Origin of the sequence: Sideroxydans lithotrophicus ES-1 (assembly GCF_000025705.1) — a bacterium.
Taxonomy (GTDB): Bacteria; Pseudomonadota; Gammaproteobacteria; order Burkholderiales; family Gallionellaceae; genus Sideroxyarcus; species Sideroxyarcus lithotrophicus.
In genome coordinates, this window is record NC_013959.1 from 1,734,294 (window position 1) to 1,749,731 (window position 15,438).

A 15,438-nucleotide genomic window follows, 5' to 3' on the forward strand; every position below is an offset into this window, starting at 1 on the left:
ATTTAACCGCGAATGCCAAGCGTTCATGCTTCAAGTCTGCGCCCAAGGCAAGCCATCAAACCGCCAGCCATTGTGCGAATTGCGATGGTGACTATCGTCAAGATCACCTTCGAAACCATGTGTAACGTTGTAGATATCTTTCAAACCCGCATTTTCCAGTGCCAGCCCGGCATCGGCGGAGCGACGGCCGGAGCGGCAGATGAGTACGATGGGACGATTGACACTGGCTGCCTTGCGCACATGTGCAACAAATAGTGGATCGATTTCCCAGTCCGGTCCATCCACCCATGGAATAAGGATAGAACCGCGTGGATGACCGACGAACATGTATTCCATTTCACTGCGAACATCGATGAATACCGCTTCGGGATTGGCTTGCAGGAATTCGTATGCTTCTTTTGGTTCGAGGTGTTGCATGACCGCTCTCCTTCTTGATAAGTCGGGATGGAGCGATTATAACCCTACGATAATCTGCTTGAGATTTACGAAATCGGTGCTTTCCTACCTACCTGCGATGTGCCTCAGTTTCTTCGGCTGAATGACGTGGCCGTCCAGCCCTGCCTGCCAAGCAGTTCCATCATAGGCAACGCTCATTAATTGGGAGTGGTACGCCACTGGAATTGAGAACTTTGTGCCCTGCTTCTTGTTGCACTCAGACTGGTAGACCTCGACGTTGGTCTGGCACAACTGGCAGGGCGTGACAATCATTCAGGTTAATTAGCACGCAGGTAGGATGGCATATCTTAGGGAAGTATCGGTATAACAAGACGGTACACCCGCCCAAGTTGGTATTGCGCTCGGTCAGTATCACTTGTTGCCGCATTCGGCCAACTCCAGCGCTACGGTCATGCTGCCGCCAACGACGAAGATGGACTATGGACTCAATCAATCCTCAGATTCAGGTTACAGCAAGGTACGAATCTCAAAATTCATGTGTTCCAGGTCGCCGAGTATCCAGGTCGGACTGGCAATCACGCCCGGGGCATCGATACCTGCGACCGAGCCGGGATTGACCAGCCAGCTTTGACCGCCACTGATGTTGGTTTGCTTGCCGACATGAGCGGTATGGCTGTGTCCATGGCAAACCAGATCATACGCGCCGGTACAGGCAAAGGCATGGCCATGGTGCGGCATATGTGTGACAAAGATCTTGCGTCCGCCGAATTCCAGTTCGGCCTCCTGTCCATGGTAGGTAAACAACCTGTCCGACTTGGCCATCATGCGATATAGCGCTGCGACATCGCCGATATTGTTTCCATGTACGGCGTGAATGGGTATACCGAGTTTGAGAGAGGCTCTCAGTGTGTTGACGCCAATCAGGTCGCCGCAATGGATCACGGCTTTTGCACCCAAAGTCTGCGCTTCCACGATCGCCTCCACGAGGGGGGCGGAGCGGTCATGGCTATCTGAAACGATGCATATCTTCATAGCCTTGGTTATGTCGCCAAGATTGCGTGACATTAGGCAGAATTCGTTCTCCCAGTGTCTATAACCACATCGGGTGGGGGGTACTATAGCCCTGATGGGGTAGCGTGGATAAATCGACCGTCGTTGTGTTGATATTGAGATGTTTTATTGATATTAAGGTCAAAGCGGAATACCCTTACGCTTCATCCAGGATGGTCAGGCACATCTGATACAGACATACTCGACAGGGCTTCAGGACATTGATTTTCCTGAAGACCAAACCGGAGTAGGAAGGCTACGGCATGAGCAGAAAGATAAAGTTGATTGAGGAATCGGACAACGTGGCGTTCTACTGGACGCGCGATCCTGAGTTCGTCCTTCCTGGCAAGAACGGCGGGCTGGACACCTGCGTAGAACAGGAGTTCGCCACTGCCCGAAGCAACGATCTCAAGACACTGCTGAACTCCTTTCTGGAAACTGCCATCGGTTTCATCAAAGCTCGGGCCTGTGTTGTACGCGTCTTGTTACCCGACGAACAAACCCTGCAACTCATCAGCGCCGTAGGATTGACCGGCGAAGAACTGGAAGCCGAACGCATCGTCGAACTGGCCTGCGAAGATTGCGGCAAGGATGCCTTCAAACACGGGCTCTGTTCCTCCGATGTCGAAACCTGCGTAACACGGCATGGTGACCGTCCCCATCGGCAGTTCCGCTCGGTCATTTCCATCCCGCTGGAAAGTCGCAACTCCCCCGAGGCCATGCTGGGCGTTTTCACCCTGTTTTTTGACACCCCGCAATCGACTTCTGGAAATGCAGCAGAAATGGCGGTCAGTTTCGCCGATCTGTTGGGCACACTGCTCGAACACATCAAAGCCACCCGGGAAGCCAAGCGCGAAGAGTTATTGAAGGAGCGCCAATCGATCGCCAACGAAATCCATGATTCACTGGCTCAGACGCTGAATTACGCGCGCATGAACACGACCCTGTTGAGCGACGCGGTACGCAACAACAATGAAGTGATGGCGACCAAATATACGCGCGATATCGATGAGGCACTGGAGATAGGACAAAAAACAGTGCGCACCCTGATAACGGATTTCCGCAGCGATATGGATCCAGCTGGGCTATTGCAGGCATTGCAGACGCTGTCCGAACAGTTCCGCCGGCAGCACAATATCGTGCTTCACTGCTCCATCCGGGTAGCCGACCTCGATCTGCCCCTGGAACATGAGATACAGGCTTATCACATCGTGCGTGAAGCGCTCTCCAACATCGCAAAACATTCAAATGCGAGCCATGCCCGACTGATCGTCGACCACCTTTGCGGTTATTATGTTTTTACCGTCGAAGACAACGGCGTTGGAACCTTTTCTCCTGTGGAAGGCCATTACGGAATCATCATCATGCGTGAACGCGCACAGCGCATCGGTGGCGAGATCAAAGTAGAAAGCACCAAAGGGTTAGGAACATGCGTACAATTATTCTTCCCTGAACCCGGGACGAACTGGAGGACAGCGCATGCCTGATGAATTGAAGATCGTACTAGTAGATGACCAAAGCCTGTGTCGACGCGGACTGAGCGAACTGCTTTCGCGCTGTTACGGCTTCAATGTGCTTGGCGCCGTCGGCACCATCGAGGATCTGCGCTCACTGATCAAGGAACAGCCAGACCTGCTGGTAGTGGACCTGCGCATGAAACCGATGGACGGACTGGCCATGATTGAGCAGTTGCGCAAGGAAGGGTGCGATATCCCCGCAGTATTGCTGACCATGAGCGATTCTGAAGTGGATCTGGGAAATGCGATACGCGCCGGGGTACGCGGCTACCTGCTCAAGGATATGGCGCCTGAAGAAGTGGTAGATGCCATTCGCCGCGTAGCTGCCGGCGAACTGGTAGTCGCACCGACCATGACTGTGAAGATGATCGACATGTTACGTGGCGATCAGTCAGGCCAGGAACCCAAGAACTCGCTCAAACTGCTGACCGAACGCGAACGCGAGATCCTGCAGTTGCTATCTCGCGGCGAAAGCAACAAGGCGATCGCACTCACTTTGTCGATCAGTTATGACACGGTAAAACAGCATGTGCGACACATCCTGAACAAACTCAATCTGTCATCGCGCGTAAAGGCAGCAGTACTGTTCGCCAAGGAACAGGGAACGCCGGAAGAAGACGATACACAGTCGAGCAAACCCGTTGGATCCAAGCAACAAGGAAGTAGATAAATCAGGAAATCGTTCCGTCAATCGATCTATACAAAGAGGAGAAAACATGGCACACATCGTCATTATGGGAGCAGGTCTGGGCGGCATGCCGGCAGCCTACGAGATGCGGGAAAAGCTGGACAAGAAGCATAAGGTAACCGTCATCAACAACGGCGAGAATTTCCACTTTGTCCCTTCCAATCCCTGGGTCGGCGTTAAGTGGCGTGATCGCAATCAAATCGAATTTCCGGTGCGCACCTACCTGGAGCGCAAGGGCATCGAATTCATCTCAACTGGGGTAAAACGCGTACATCCCGACCAGAACCAGCTGGAATTGAACGACGGCAAGACAGTGGATTACGATTATCTGGTAATCGCTACCGGCCCCAAGCTGGCCTTCGAAGAAGTCGAAGGCCTTGGACCGCATGGCGGCCACACTTACTCCGTATGCCATGTCGATCACGCAATGAAATCGCATGACGTATGGGACGATTTCTGCAAGAAACCCGGCCCTATCGTGGTTGGCGCTGTGCAGGGAGCATCCTGCTTCGGCCCTGCCTACGAATATGCCTTCATCATGGAGACCGACCTGCGCAAACGCAAGCTGCGCGACAAGGTGCCGATGACCTTCGTGACCGCCGAACCCTATATCGGCCACTTGGGTCTGGGAGGCGTAGGGGATTCCAATGGTATCCTCGAATCAGGCATGCGCGACAAACATATCAAGTGGATCTGCAATGCCAAGGTGACCAAGATCGAAGCAGGCAAGATGTATGTCACCGAACACGACGATATGGGCGTGGAGAAGAAAAAACACGAGCTGCCTTTCAGCTACAGCATGATGCTGCCCGCCTTCAAAGGCGTGGATGCCGTGTTCGGCATCGAAGGCCTGACCAACCCGCGCGGTTTCATCATCGTGGACAAGCACCAGCGCAATCCGAAATACAAGAACGTCTTCGCGGTAGGTGTCTGTGTTGCAATTCCTCCCGTAGAAGCCACTCCGGTTCCCTGCGGCACGCCCAAGACCGGTTATATGATCGAATCCATGGTGACCGCAACTGTACACAATATCCACGCTGATCTGGACGGTACACCAGCCGACACCGAGGCAACCTGGAATGCAGTGTGTCTGGCCGACTTCGGCGAAAGCGGTGTTGCCTTCGTTGCGATACCGCAAATCCCGCCACGCAACGTGAACTGGTTCTCCGAAGGCAAGTGGGTGCATCTGGCCAAGGTCGCATTCGAGAAGTACTTCATCCGCAAAATGAAAAAAGGCAATTCAGAACCGTTCTACGAAGGTAGCATCCTCAAAATGCTGGGCATCGAGAAACTGAAATAAGCGCCACCTTTGAAAAAAGCCCTGATCCCAGGGCTTTTTTTGTCTTCAGCGACTCGGTCAACTGCAATTACTTGGCGAAAAAATAAAAAAGCCAGCTGATGCTGGCTTGTTTTATTCGGTAACCAATTGATTTAATTGGTCGGGGCGGGGAGATTCGAACTCCCGACCCCTTGCACCCCATGCAAGTACGCTACCAGGCTGCGCTACGCCCCGAGGGCGCGAATTATAGCAGAGCTCTGTTCTTTCCTTAAAACTGTTTTTTAATTTTTACTGTCAAGCATGAAGTAGCGCAATGATCGCGCGCAGCTCGCGCTTGAACATGCCCGCATCAAAAGCAGAAGCCATGGGAGCTGTTTTTTCTTCCTGGTTGATGGCATGCTGATCCAGACGGCTTCGTGCACCGCTGATGGTAAAACCTTCTTCGTAAAGCAATTGCCGGATACGCCGGATGAGCAGCACTTCGTGATGCTGGTAATAGCGGCGATTGCCGCCGCGCTTCACCGGTTTGAGTTGGGTAAATTCCTGCTCCCAGTAGCGCAACACATGGGCCTTGACCCCACACAACTCGCTGACCTCACCGATGGTGAAGTAACGCTTGGCCGGAATCGGCGGTAAATCCGAATTAGCTACGTGGTGTTCCATGATAGTTCTTTTCTACCATGCTCTTGAGCTTCTGGCTGGGGTGAAACGTCACCACACGGCGAGCGGTGATGGGAATCTCTTCGCCGGTCTTGGGATTTCGGCCAGGGCGTTGTGGCTTGTCGCGCAATTGAAAATTGCCAAAGCCGGACAGCTTGACACTTTCGCCTTGCTCCAACTGCATGCGTATCTCCTCAAAGAACGCCTCCACCATATCTTTTGCTTCACGCTTGTTCAGGCCAACTTTTTCGAACAGCAGATCGGCCAGTTCCGCCTTGGTCAATGTCGTCATATTCCCCTCTTAAACTCGCAATTGCGCGCCCTTACGTTGCAACGCTGCAACCAGACGAGCCATGTTTTCTTCAATTTCGTTATCAGTCAGAGTTTTTTGAGTATCTTGCAATAACACACGGAATGCAAGGCTTTTTTTGCCTTGCTCCACACCTTTGCCGCGATATACATCGAACAATGCCAACTCGACCACATTGGTCACTTTTTCTGCCCGCATCACATCTATAAGCGACTGTACCGTCATATTTTCATCAACCAATACAGCTATATCCCGTCGAACTGGCGGAAAGCGAGAAATGTCCGCCACTTTGGGAACGCAATTTTGGCTCAAAGCAGCAAGTTCGACTTCGAACCAAACTACAGACTGCGGCAGGTCGTATTGTTGTTGCCATTGCGGATGCAGTTCGCCGATCCAGCCGATATCCCGCCCATCCAGCAGAATGCGCGCCGAACGTCCTGGATGCGAAGCCGGGTGTTGCGCTGCCTGAAAGCTCAAGCTACTCGGCGCGAACAAGGCATCAATATCGCTTTTCACATCGTAAAAATCCACATCGCGCGCCGGAACACCCCATTGCTCCGCAACGGCACCACCATAGGCCAATCCGGCCAAACGTTCATGCTGTACATAGCTGCCGGCCTCGGCAGCAAAACAGCCACCGATCTCGAACAGGCGTACGCGCGGCTGTTTACGGGAAAGATTGGTACGCAAGCCACCCAGCAAGCCGCCCAGCAAGCTGCTGCGCATCACGCTCATCTGGCTGGCAATAGGGTTCTTCAAGGCGATCGGCGCGGTATTGCCGCACAGATCGCGTTCCCAATCGGCCTCGACAAAGGCGTAATTGATGGTTTCCTGATAATCGCGCAGCAACATGGTTTGACGCAGCTTCACCAAAGGACGCAGGGCCTCGACCTGCGGCAATATCGTCATGCGCGCCTGGATCGGCGCTGGCTCGATGTTCTCGTAGCCGTGCACACGCGCGACTTCCTCGATCAGGTCTTCTTCGATGGCGATATCGAAACGATAGCTGGGTGGAGTTACCGAAAATTCATCGTCCTTCTGCTGGTACACCATGCCGAGCCGCGACAGTATCTGTGCTATCTCGCTGGATTTCAGCGTCAAGCCCAACACCCGGTGCACCCGCGAGGTACGCAACCTTACCGGATGACGTGCGGGCAATGCGCCCTGCACTTCCGTGGCGACACCGGCCTGGCCGCCACATATGTCGATGATCAATTGCGTGGCACGATCCAAGGCAAGCTGCGTTGCCGCGAAATCCACACCGCGCTCAAAACGATAGGCGGAATCCGAGCTGAAACCGAGCCGGCGTGATTTTCCCACAATCACTCCAGGTGAGAAAAATGCACTTTCCAGGAAAATGTCGGTGGTCGCATCGTCAACCGCGCTGTCCGCGCCGCCCATCACGCCAGCCAACGCTACGGGGTTCTTGTCGTCTGCGATCACCAGCATGTCATCCTGCAAATCGACCGTCTGCTCGTTCAATAACTTCAGGCTCTCGCCAGCACGGGCAAAACGCACCTCGATATCACCGTTCAGTTTGCCCAAGTCGAAGGCGTGCAACGGCTGCCCCAGTTCCAGCAGCACATAGTTGGTCACATCCACCAGCGCACTGATGCTGCGTAAACCGCAACGCTGCAGGCGCTGCACCATCCAGGCTGGAGTCATAGCCTTGGCATTCACTCCGGAAATCACCCGTCCGCTGTAACGCGGACACGCATCGGATGCCGCCACCTTGACCTTGCAGCCCTGATTTCCCGTTTGCTTAAAGACAGTCTGCGGAATGGTTTGCAACGCTGCGCCCGTCAATGCCGAAACTTCGCGCGCGATGCCGTTCAGCGACAGGCAATCGCTGCGGTTAGGCGTGAGCTTCAGTGTGATCAGGTGATCGTCCAGATCGAGATGCTCGCGGATACTCTGGCCTACGACAGCATCATCGCTAAGCACCATCAATCCTGCGCTTTCCTCTGCCAGACCAAGCTCTTTCTCCGAACACATCATGCCGAAAGAGGCGATACCGCGCACCTTGGCCTGCTTGATCTCGATGCCGGGCAGCTTCGCGCCCACCAACGCACAGGGCGCTTTCATGCCCACAGTCACATTCCCCGCACCGCACACGATGTTCAGCGGCTCGGCCAGTCCGACGTCAACTGTCAGTACATTGAGTCGGTCCGCATCGGGATGTTTGTCTTTGGTCTTCACTTGCCCCACGACGACCTTTTCAAAGGCTGGCGCAACAGAAGTCATTTCCTCCACTTCCAGCCCGGCCATGGTCAGCAGATGCGATAACTCCTCGCTCGAAAGCTCTGGGTTCACGAAGGTACGCAACCAGGATTCAGAAAATTGCATATCAGTTAAATTGCTTAGTGGTCGTTTTAGTTACGGCATAACGCGGCCTTGCCGCATTAGCCTCCACTGACAACAACCCGCACGGGTTGTTGCGGCGCAGACTAACCAGCCGCAGGCTGGTTATGTCGTAGCCAAATATTCCACAGTTCTTTTTCATTATGAAAACTGTTTTAGGAATTGAAGATCATTTTCAAAGAACAGCCTGAGGTCGCTCACACCGTAGCGCAGCATGGCCAGACGCTCCACGCCCATGCCAAAGGCGAAGCCGATGTACTTTTCGCTGTCGATGCCGACATGCTTGAGCACGTTCGGGTGCACCATGCCGCAGCCGCCGATCTCCAGCCAGCCGCCCTTCCAGCTCATGTCCATCTCGGCCGAAGGTTCGGTGAACGGAAAGAACGAGGGACGGAAGCGCACCTGCATGTCTTCGGTCTCGAAGTAGTTCTGCAGGAAATCGGCGATCACACCCTTCAGATCGGCGAAGCCGACCTTCTCGCCTATCCACAATCCTTCCACTTGATGGAACATGGGTGAGTGGGTGGCGTCGGAATCCACGCGATACACGCGTCCCGGCGCGATGATGCGGATGTCCGGCATCGTCTCCAGATGTTTGTACTTCTCCATATGCGCTTGCATGTAGCGGATCTGGATCGGCGAAGTGTGCGTACGCAGCACATGCTGCTCATCGATGTAGAAGGTGTCGTGCATCGCGCGCGCAGGATGATCTGCCGGGATGTTCAATGCAGTGAAGTTGTAGAAATCGTTTTCGATCTCCGGACCTTCCGCCACCGCATAACCAATGGAGTGGAACAGGGTTTCGATGCGTTCCAAAGTGCGCGTGACCGGATGCAATCCGCCCACGCCCGCTCCGCGTCCAGGCAGTGTGACGTCCAGCGATTCCGCAGCCAGTTTGGCCTGCAATGCACGTCGCTGGATGGCATCGCGTTGCGCCTGCAAGGCAGCTTCGATCTGCTGTTTGATCTGATTGATGCGCGCACCGGCTGCCGGACGTTCTTCGGCGGAAAGCTTGCCCAAGCCCTTCAACAGGCCAGTCAGACTGCCCTCCTTGCCGAGATAACGCGCCTTGGCATTTTCCAGCTCCGTCGCGTCTTCTATCGCAGCGAAGCTTTGCAATGCGTCATCGAGAATTTTTTGTAGTTCTTGCATGTTCGATCTTGAAACAAAAAAGGAGGCATGACGCCTCCTTTTTTATATTGCGTAATATTTACGCGCCGAGGCTGGCTTTGGCTTGTGCGACGATCTGCGAGAACGCAGCTTTGTCGAACACGGCCAGATCGGCCAGCACCTTGCGATCGATCTCGATCGCGGCTTTTTTCAGCCCGTTCATGAACACGCTGTACGCCATACCTTGCTCACGCGCAGCCGCATTGATACGGGCAATCCACAGAGTGCGGAACTGGCGCTTGCGTTGACGACGGTCGCGGTAAGCATATTGACCCGCCTTCATCACCGCCTCTTTGGCGATACGGTAGACGCTGTTGCGACGGCCGCGGTAACCCTTGGCCAGATTCAGGACCTTCTTATGGCGCGCACGCGCCGTTACACCACGTTTAACTCTTGGCATTTTCTACTCCTTATGCGTAAGGCATCATGGCGCGAACAGACGCCGTGTTGGTTTCATGGACACCTGTCGACCCACGCAACTGGCGCTTGTTCTTGGTGGTTTTCTTGGTAAGGATGTGGCGCTTGAACGCTTGGCCGCGCTTGATGCTGCCACCGGCGCGGACGCTAAAACGCTTCTTCGCGCCGCTCTTGGTTTTCATCTTAGGCATAACAACTCCATTTTATTTGATGACGCCGGGAGGTCCCTGACAGGAACACTTGAAAACCCGGAACCACTTGTCTGGGACTCTTTGTGCTGCCACCGCAGCGGCAAGTCCCTTGCTCCGCTGCAATGCAAACTTATTTCTTCTTTGGGCCGAGCACCATCACCATCTGACGGCCTTCCATCTTCGGAAACTGCTCAACCACGCCATATTCGTCCAGATCACCCTTGATACGCTCGATCAGCTTCATGCCAATCTCCTGGTGCGCCATCTCGCGACCGCGGAAACGCAGAGTAATTTTCGTCTTGTCGCCGTCACCCAGAAACTTGATCAGATTGCGCAACTTGATGTTGTAGTCGCCTTCGTCAGTACCCGGACGAAACTTGATCTCTTTGATTTGAACCTGTTTCTGCTTTAGCTTGGCTTCGTGCTGCTTCTTGGCTTCTGCGTACTTGAATTTGCCGATATCCATGATCCGGCAAACAGGCGGTTCCGCCAAAGGCGCGATCTCCACCAGATCCAGTTCCGCTTCGTCCGCCATGCGCAATGCTTCTGCAATTGCCACGACACCAACCTGCTCTCCCTCCGCGCCGATGAGTCGCACCTGGGGTGCTGTTATCTGCTCATTGATACGCTGCGACTTATCTTGTGCTATTGGAAATTCTCCATTAAAAAATTAAACCGCACTCTCCGCATGCAGTTCGGCTTGCAAGCGCTGGATCAGCGCATCCACCGACATCTGCCCAAGGTCTTCACCTGTTCGGGATCGCACGGCAACGAGACCTGCAGCCACTTCCTTATCGCCGATAATCAGTTGATAAGGCAACTTCTGCAAGCTATGTTCTCGTATTTTATAGGTAATCTTCTCATTGCGCAAATCTGATTGCACCCGGAAGCCGGATGCGCGCAAGGTTTGGGCCACTTTACCGGCGTATTCCTCCTGCGCCTGGGAAATATTCATCACCACCATCTGTACCGGCGCCAACCACAGCGGCAACGCTCCGGCATGATTCTCCACCAGAATTCCGATGAAACGCTCCAACGAGCCCAAAATCGCGCGGTGCAGCATCACCGGCACCTTGCGAGTATTGTCCTCATCGACGAATTCGGCACCAAGGCGACCCGGCATGGAAAAGTCCACCTGGATCGTGCCGCACTGCCAGGAACGGCCAATCGCGTCCTTGATGTGGAATTCGATCTTCGGGCCATAGAACGCACCCTCGCCCGGCAACTCTTCCCAGTCCATCCCGGATGCACGCAGAGCCGCACGCAAGGCGTTCTCGGACTTGTCCCATATCTCGTCCGAGCCCACTCTGCCCTCCGGACGTAGCGCCAGCTTCACTACCACGTCATGGAAACCAAAGTCCTTGTATACCTTCAACACCAGCGTATTAAAGGCCTTCACCTCGGATTCGATCTGCTCTTCGGTACAGAAGATGTGTCCGTCGTCCTGCACGAAACCGCGCACCCGCATCAAGCCGTGCAGACCGCCGGAAGGCTCGTTGCGGTGGCAGGAGCCGAATTCGCCATAGCGCAGCGGCAGTTCGCGGTAGGAACGCAGGTCGGCATTGAACACCTGCACGTGGCCGGGGCAGTTCATCGGCTTGATTGCGTAATCGTGTTTCTCCGACTCGGTGGTGAACATGTTGGCCTTGTAATGTTCCCAGTGGCCAGACTTCTCCCACAGCACGCGGTCGATGATCTGCGGGCAGCGGATCTCGTGGTAACCGTTGTCGCGATATACCGCGCGCATATACTGCTCGATCACCTGCCACATCGCCCAGCCCTTGGGATGCCAGAACACCATGCCAGGCGCCTCGTCCTGCATGTGGAACAGGTCGAGCTGCTTGCCTAGTTTGCGGTGATCGCGTTTCTCCGCCTCTTCCAGTCGGACCAGATAGGCCTCGAGGTCTTCCTTCTTCGCCCAAGCCGTACCGTAGATGCGCTGCAGCATCTCGTTCTTCGAATCGCCGCGCCAATAGGCGCCAGCCACCTTCATCAGCTTGAACGCCTTCAGCTTGCCAGTGGAAGGCACGTGTGGGCCGCGACACAGGTCGGTGAAATCGCCTTCGCTGTACAGCGACACATCCTGATCGGCCGGGATCGACTCGATGATTTCAGCCTTGTACTTTTCGCCGATGGATTTGAAGTAGGCCACCGCCTCGTCGCGCGGCAACACCTTGCGCGTCACCGGCAGGTCTTTCTTGGCCAGCTCTGCCATGCGTTTCTCGATGGCCGTCAGGTCTTCCGGAGTGAACGGGCGCGAATAGGCAAAGTCGTAATAGAAGCCATTCTCGATCACCGGGCCGATGGTCACTTGCGCCTCTGGAAACAGATCCTTCACCGCGTAGGCCAGCAAGTGCGCAGTGGAATGGCGAATCAGGTCGACGCCATCGGCATCCTTGTCGGTGATGACGGCCAGCTTGGCATCAACCGAAATCAGATGCGAGGTATCCACCAGTACCCCGTCCACCTTGCCCGCCAGCGCAGCACGCGCCAGACCGGCACCGATGCTCTGCGCGACCTCAGCTACAGTCACAGGGTTGGGATAACTACGTTGCGAACCATCCGGTAAGGTAATGACGGGCATTTTGTCCACTCTGCTAAAAACAAATGCGGCGACTGCCGCACTTTCAAATTTCGGTCAGCAGGCTATTAAAAAACATGGTGAAGATGGACAGGATGCAAGGCGCACGGCACGGAGCGACCGAGACATACCTTGGGCAAGCGAGGAACGAGTACCGCGCAACGCCGTAAATGCACCACCACAGTAGTTTTACAACAGCCTGTCAGGCGCTCCTTGCGCCAAACGGGCGCGCAGTATAGCGCAACTCACTCCAACATGCCGAGGTAGGCGATGACGGCATCCAGCGTGAACACGAACAGCAGGCTTTGCAGTACGGCCTTGATGGCGACCTTGGGCACCTCGGTCACTGAGGGCTGGGCCTGCATGCCGTTGTAGCAGGAGATGGTGGAAATAGCCAGGCCGAACAAACAGCCCTTGAAGGCCACCACGGCGAATTCGGACAGTTTGACGGTTTGCAGAAAACGCCCGACCTGATCGAGATAGGAGACGTTCTGGAACATGGCACTAATCGCCAGTCCGCCGCCGATGGCGACGACCTGAAAATAGATAGTAAGCCCCAGAACGGCGAGCGTCACCCCGGCGATGCGCGGTACCAGCAGATAATCCTGCGGCGGAATGCCCATGCGATAGAGACTGGTCATTTCGTGCCGCGTCTTCATCAGGGCCAGTTCTGAGGCGATGGCTGCGCTGCTTCGCGCGATGATGATGATGGCGGCGAACAGCGGTCCGACTTCCCGCACCAAGGTCCAGATCAGAATCTTCACAGTCAGTTCGCTGTCCCCGCCGACCAGCGAGGTGATCTGAGTGATGACCAACGCGCCGCTCAATAGCCCGAACACCGCGACGATGCGCAATGCTTCAACCCCGGTAAAAAATATCTGCCGGTGAAACACCGCGTTCACCGGGGGGATACGCAACACGCGCAGATGAGTAAAGGCGTACCACAACAGTTGCGAGGCGCCTGTCACCGTCTGGCGCACCTGCGTCATCTTCAGCCATGCGAAGAATCTGGGCCAGAGCGCAAGCATCAGTTGGCAACCAGTAATGGCGGGTTCCAGCCGTAAACCCGGAGCTGAACGTCATTGACTGTGTGTTCGCCACAATCGACCAACCCACCCGAATTCTCCACCGCCTTTGCCACGGAGGAAGAACACACCACCGGATAGCTCAAAGCCCTCGTCAATTCTTCCAGTTTTGCAGTCAGTCCCACTGCATCGCCGATGATCGTATATTCATGCCTGGCCTCCGAACCGATCTGCCCGACGATGACCTCGCCCACATGCAATGCGATGCCCAACTCGATGGGGGCGCCCCCTTGTTCCTGCAGGCGCGCATTGACATTGCGCAAGCGCAACAACATCTCCTGTGCCGCTTCGAGCGCGTGCCTTTCCGGATGTTCCAGCGCCTGGGGGGCACCGAAGAAAGCCATCACACCGTCACCGATGAATTTGTCTACTGTGCCTTTATGCTGGTGGATCGCAACGGTCATCTCGTTGAAATAATCGTTTAACAGACCAACCACTTCCTGCGCGGGCCGGTTCTCGCTGCGAGCACTGAATCCGTGGATGTCTGCGAACAGGATGCATAGCCGTATGCGTGCCCCGTCCAGTCCGGAACGGATGTTGCCCGCCATGATCTCGTGCAACACTTCCTGACTGACATAGCTGCCGAAAATACCGCGCAACCACTGTCGTTGCTGCACTTGCAGCGCTCCCTCGTAGCCCAAACGAGCAAGGTAAGCGAACACGCCGGAGAGCAATATTCCGCCGACCGGCAGGTATAAGCCCTGCCCCAATTGCCATGTGGAGAACAGAAGCAGCAAGAACGGAAAGGCGACCAGAACGGCAAGTTTGACCCAGCCGATGCGTCCCAGCCAGAACAAAGCCGCAAGCACAGTCAGTGCGCCCACCACCAAGTCGTTCACCTCACGGATCAAACCATCGCTCAGCATCGAGCGCAATATCTGTGCCTGCACCAATACACCCGGCACACGCAGCTTATATGGATCCCATGCTGCCAGAGGAACCGGCACTTTGACGCGGACGCCAAAGCGGGACACCACGCCCAGCAGCACCGGTTTGCCGCCGAATGTGCGCTCCAGTTGTTCGGTGTCCCCTTGAGTTTGCCATTCCAGCACCTTGAGGAAAGGGACATACTCGAATTGCTCACCTGCGCTGAAATCCACCAAGCCGGTGCCAGGATTCGGCTTGCCCAGATGTGCCGCCATTTTTTCGACCAGCATCGAGCCGCGGGCATTCACCGTGCACAGGTTCGGATCGAAGCGACGCACCACGCCATCGTCGTCCTGACAGACCACTACCGATGCCAAAGTATCCGCACCGGCAGCGGAAACAAAAGGCGCGTAAACCGGGCGGAATGCGCCGCTGTCGTCCAGCACCTGTGCCATTACCAGCGGGGTCTTCGCCTTCAAAGCCTGCAATCCTTGCAACAGGCTCTGATCGTACTGGGGAATAAGAAATTGATAGGATCGTTCCGGCAACGCGATATCCAGACCGACTACGGATGGTTTCGCTGCGGCCATCGCCTCCAGAAACTTGCCCAGATGAGGATGCCACAGGGCAAATGGTTCTTTTAGCGCTCTGGTTGCGTCCTCATCGATACCGACGATGACCACATCGCTCTTCAATCGGTGTACATCGTGCTGATGCAAAAGGGCGAATTGTTCATCCAATATCACACGACTCAATTGCGCACCGGCCTCAAACAAGTACATCAGCAGCGCGACCAGCACACAAACGCCCAGCCCCAGCGAAGTTCTGACTTTCGGATCGTTCAGCCGCTTCAGCGTTTCCATCAC

15 protein-coding genes and 1 tRNA gene are annotated in these 15,438 nt (G+C 55.2%); 3 read left to right on the forward strand and 13 right to left on the reverse strand.

The window, feature by feature from the left end:
• Positions 1–30 precede the first annotated feature (30 nt).
• Both SLIT_RS08610 and SLIT_RS08620 read right to left on the reverse strand, forming a co-directional pair.
• A complete protein-coding gene (locus tag SLIT_RS08610) occupies positions 31–417 on the reverse strand; it encodes a rhodanese-like domain-containing protein (protein ID WP_013029853.1) in 387 nt (128 codons plus the stop codon).
• Between the two features lie 486 nt (positions 418–903).
• Positions 904–1,461, reverse strand: a complete 558-nt coding sequence (locus SLIT_RS08620; protein ID WP_223293781.1) for a metallophosphoesterase family protein — start codon at positions 1,459–1,461, stop codon at positions 904–906.
• 248 nt (positions 1,462–1,709) lie between these two features.
• On the opposite strand from SLIT_RS08620, the gene SLIT_RS08625 reads away from it, so the two are divergent.
• The 3 genes from SLIT_RS08625 to SLIT_RS08635 are packed head-to-tail and all read left to right on the forward strand — an operon-like array spanning position 1,710 to position 4,951.
• Complete coding sequence (locus SLIT_RS08625) at positions 1,710–2,933, forward strand: GAF domain-containing sensor histidine kinase (protein WP_013029855.1); 1,224 nt, start codon at positions 1,710–1,712, stop codon at positions 2,931–2,933.
• The gene (locus SLIT_RS08630) at positions 2,926–3,633 is read left to right on the forward strand and encodes a response regulator (RefSeq protein WP_013029856.1); all 708 of its coding nucleotides are present in this window, start codon (positions 2,926–2,928) and stop codon (positions 3,631–3,633) included. The genes SLIT_RS08625 and SLIT_RS08630 overlap by 8 nt, the downstream gene beginning before the upstream one ends.
• Positions 3,634–3,679: 46 nt before the next feature.
• The gene (locus tag SLIT_RS08635) at positions 3,680–4,951 is read left to right on the forward strand and encodes an NAD(P)/FAD-dependent oxidoreductase (RefSeq protein WP_013029857.1); all 1,272 of its coding nucleotides are present in this window, start codon (positions 3,680–3,682) and stop codon (positions 4,949–4,951) included.
• Positions 4,952–5,087: 136 nt separating this feature from the next.
• Here the strand turns inward: SLIT_RS08635 and SLIT_RS08640 are convergent.
• The 11 genes from SLIT_RS08640 to SLIT_RS08690 form a co-directional block, all read right to left on the reverse strand.
• Positions 5,088–5,164: transfer RNA gene (locus tag SLIT_RS08640), tRNA-Pro, on the reverse strand.
• Positions 5,165–5,224: 60 nt separating this feature from the next.
• Complete coding sequence (locus tag SLIT_RS08645) at positions 5,225–5,593, reverse strand: MerR family transcriptional regulator (RefSeq protein ID WP_013029858.1); 369 nt, start codon at positions 5,591–5,593, stop codon at positions 5,225–5,227.
• Positions 5,574–5,882: an integration host factor subunit alpha gene (locus SLIT_RS08650; protein WP_013029859.1), complete on the reverse strand. Its 309-nt coding sequence runs from the start codon at positions 5,880–5,882 to the stop codon at positions 5,574–5,576. The genes SLIT_RS08645 and SLIT_RS08650 overlap by 20 nt, the downstream gene beginning before the upstream one ends.
• A 9-nt stretch (positions 5,883–5,891) precedes the next feature.
• The gene (gene pheT / locus SLIT_RS08655) at positions 5,892–8,246 is read right to left on the reverse strand and encodes a phenylalanine--tRNA ligase subunit beta (protein WP_013029860.1); all 2,355 of its coding nucleotides are present in this window, start codon (positions 8,244–8,246) and stop codon (positions 5,892–5,894) included.
• A 156-nt stretch (positions 8,247–8,402) separates the two neighbouring features.
• Positions 8,403–9,413: a phenylalanine--tRNA ligase subunit alpha gene (pheS, locus tag SLIT_RS08660; protein ID WP_013029862.1), complete on the reverse strand. Its 1,011-nt coding sequence runs from the start codon at positions 9,411–9,413 to the stop codon at positions 8,403–8,405.
• Between the two features lie 58 nt (positions 9,414–9,471).
• Positions 9,472–9,831, reverse strand: a complete 360-nt coding sequence (rplT, locus tag SLIT_RS08665; RefSeq protein WP_013029863.1) for a 50S ribosomal protein L20 — start codon at positions 9,829–9,831, stop codon at positions 9,472–9,474.
• Positions 9,832–9,841: 10 nt separating this feature from the next.
• A complete protein-coding gene (rpmI, locus tag SLIT_RS08670) occupies positions 9,842–10,039 on the reverse strand; it encodes a 50S ribosomal protein L35 (RefSeq protein ID WP_013029864.1) in 198 nt (65 codons plus the stop codon).
• Between the two features lie 130 nt (positions 10,040–10,169).
• Positions 10,170–10,688 (reverse strand): translation initiation factor IF-3, encoded by a 519-nt coding sequence (gene infC, locus SLIT_RS08675; RefSeq protein WP_013029865.1) that lies wholly within the window; start codon positions 10,686–10,688, stop codon positions 10,170–10,172.
• A 21-nt stretch (positions 10,689–10,709) separates the two neighbouring features.
• The gene (thrS, locus tag SLIT_RS08680) at positions 10,710–12,623 is read right to left on the reverse strand and encodes a threonine--tRNA ligase (RefSeq protein WP_013029866.1); all 1,914 of its coding nucleotides are present in this window, start codon (positions 12,621–12,623) and stop codon (positions 10,710–10,712) included.
• Between the two features lie 242 nt (positions 12,624–12,865).
• Positions 12,866–13,648, reverse strand: a complete 783-nt coding sequence (locus SLIT_RS08685; protein ID WP_013029867.1) for an ABC transporter permease — start codon at positions 13,646–13,648, stop codon at positions 12,866–12,868.
• Entirely contained in the window at positions 13,648–15,435 is a 1,788-nt protein-coding gene (locus tag SLIT_RS08690; protein WP_013029868.1) for an adenylate/guanylate cyclase domain-containing protein, read from the reverse strand. The genes SLIT_RS08685 and SLIT_RS08690 overlap by 1 nt, the downstream gene beginning before the upstream one ends.
• Positions 15,436–15,438 lie beyond the last annotated feature (3 nt).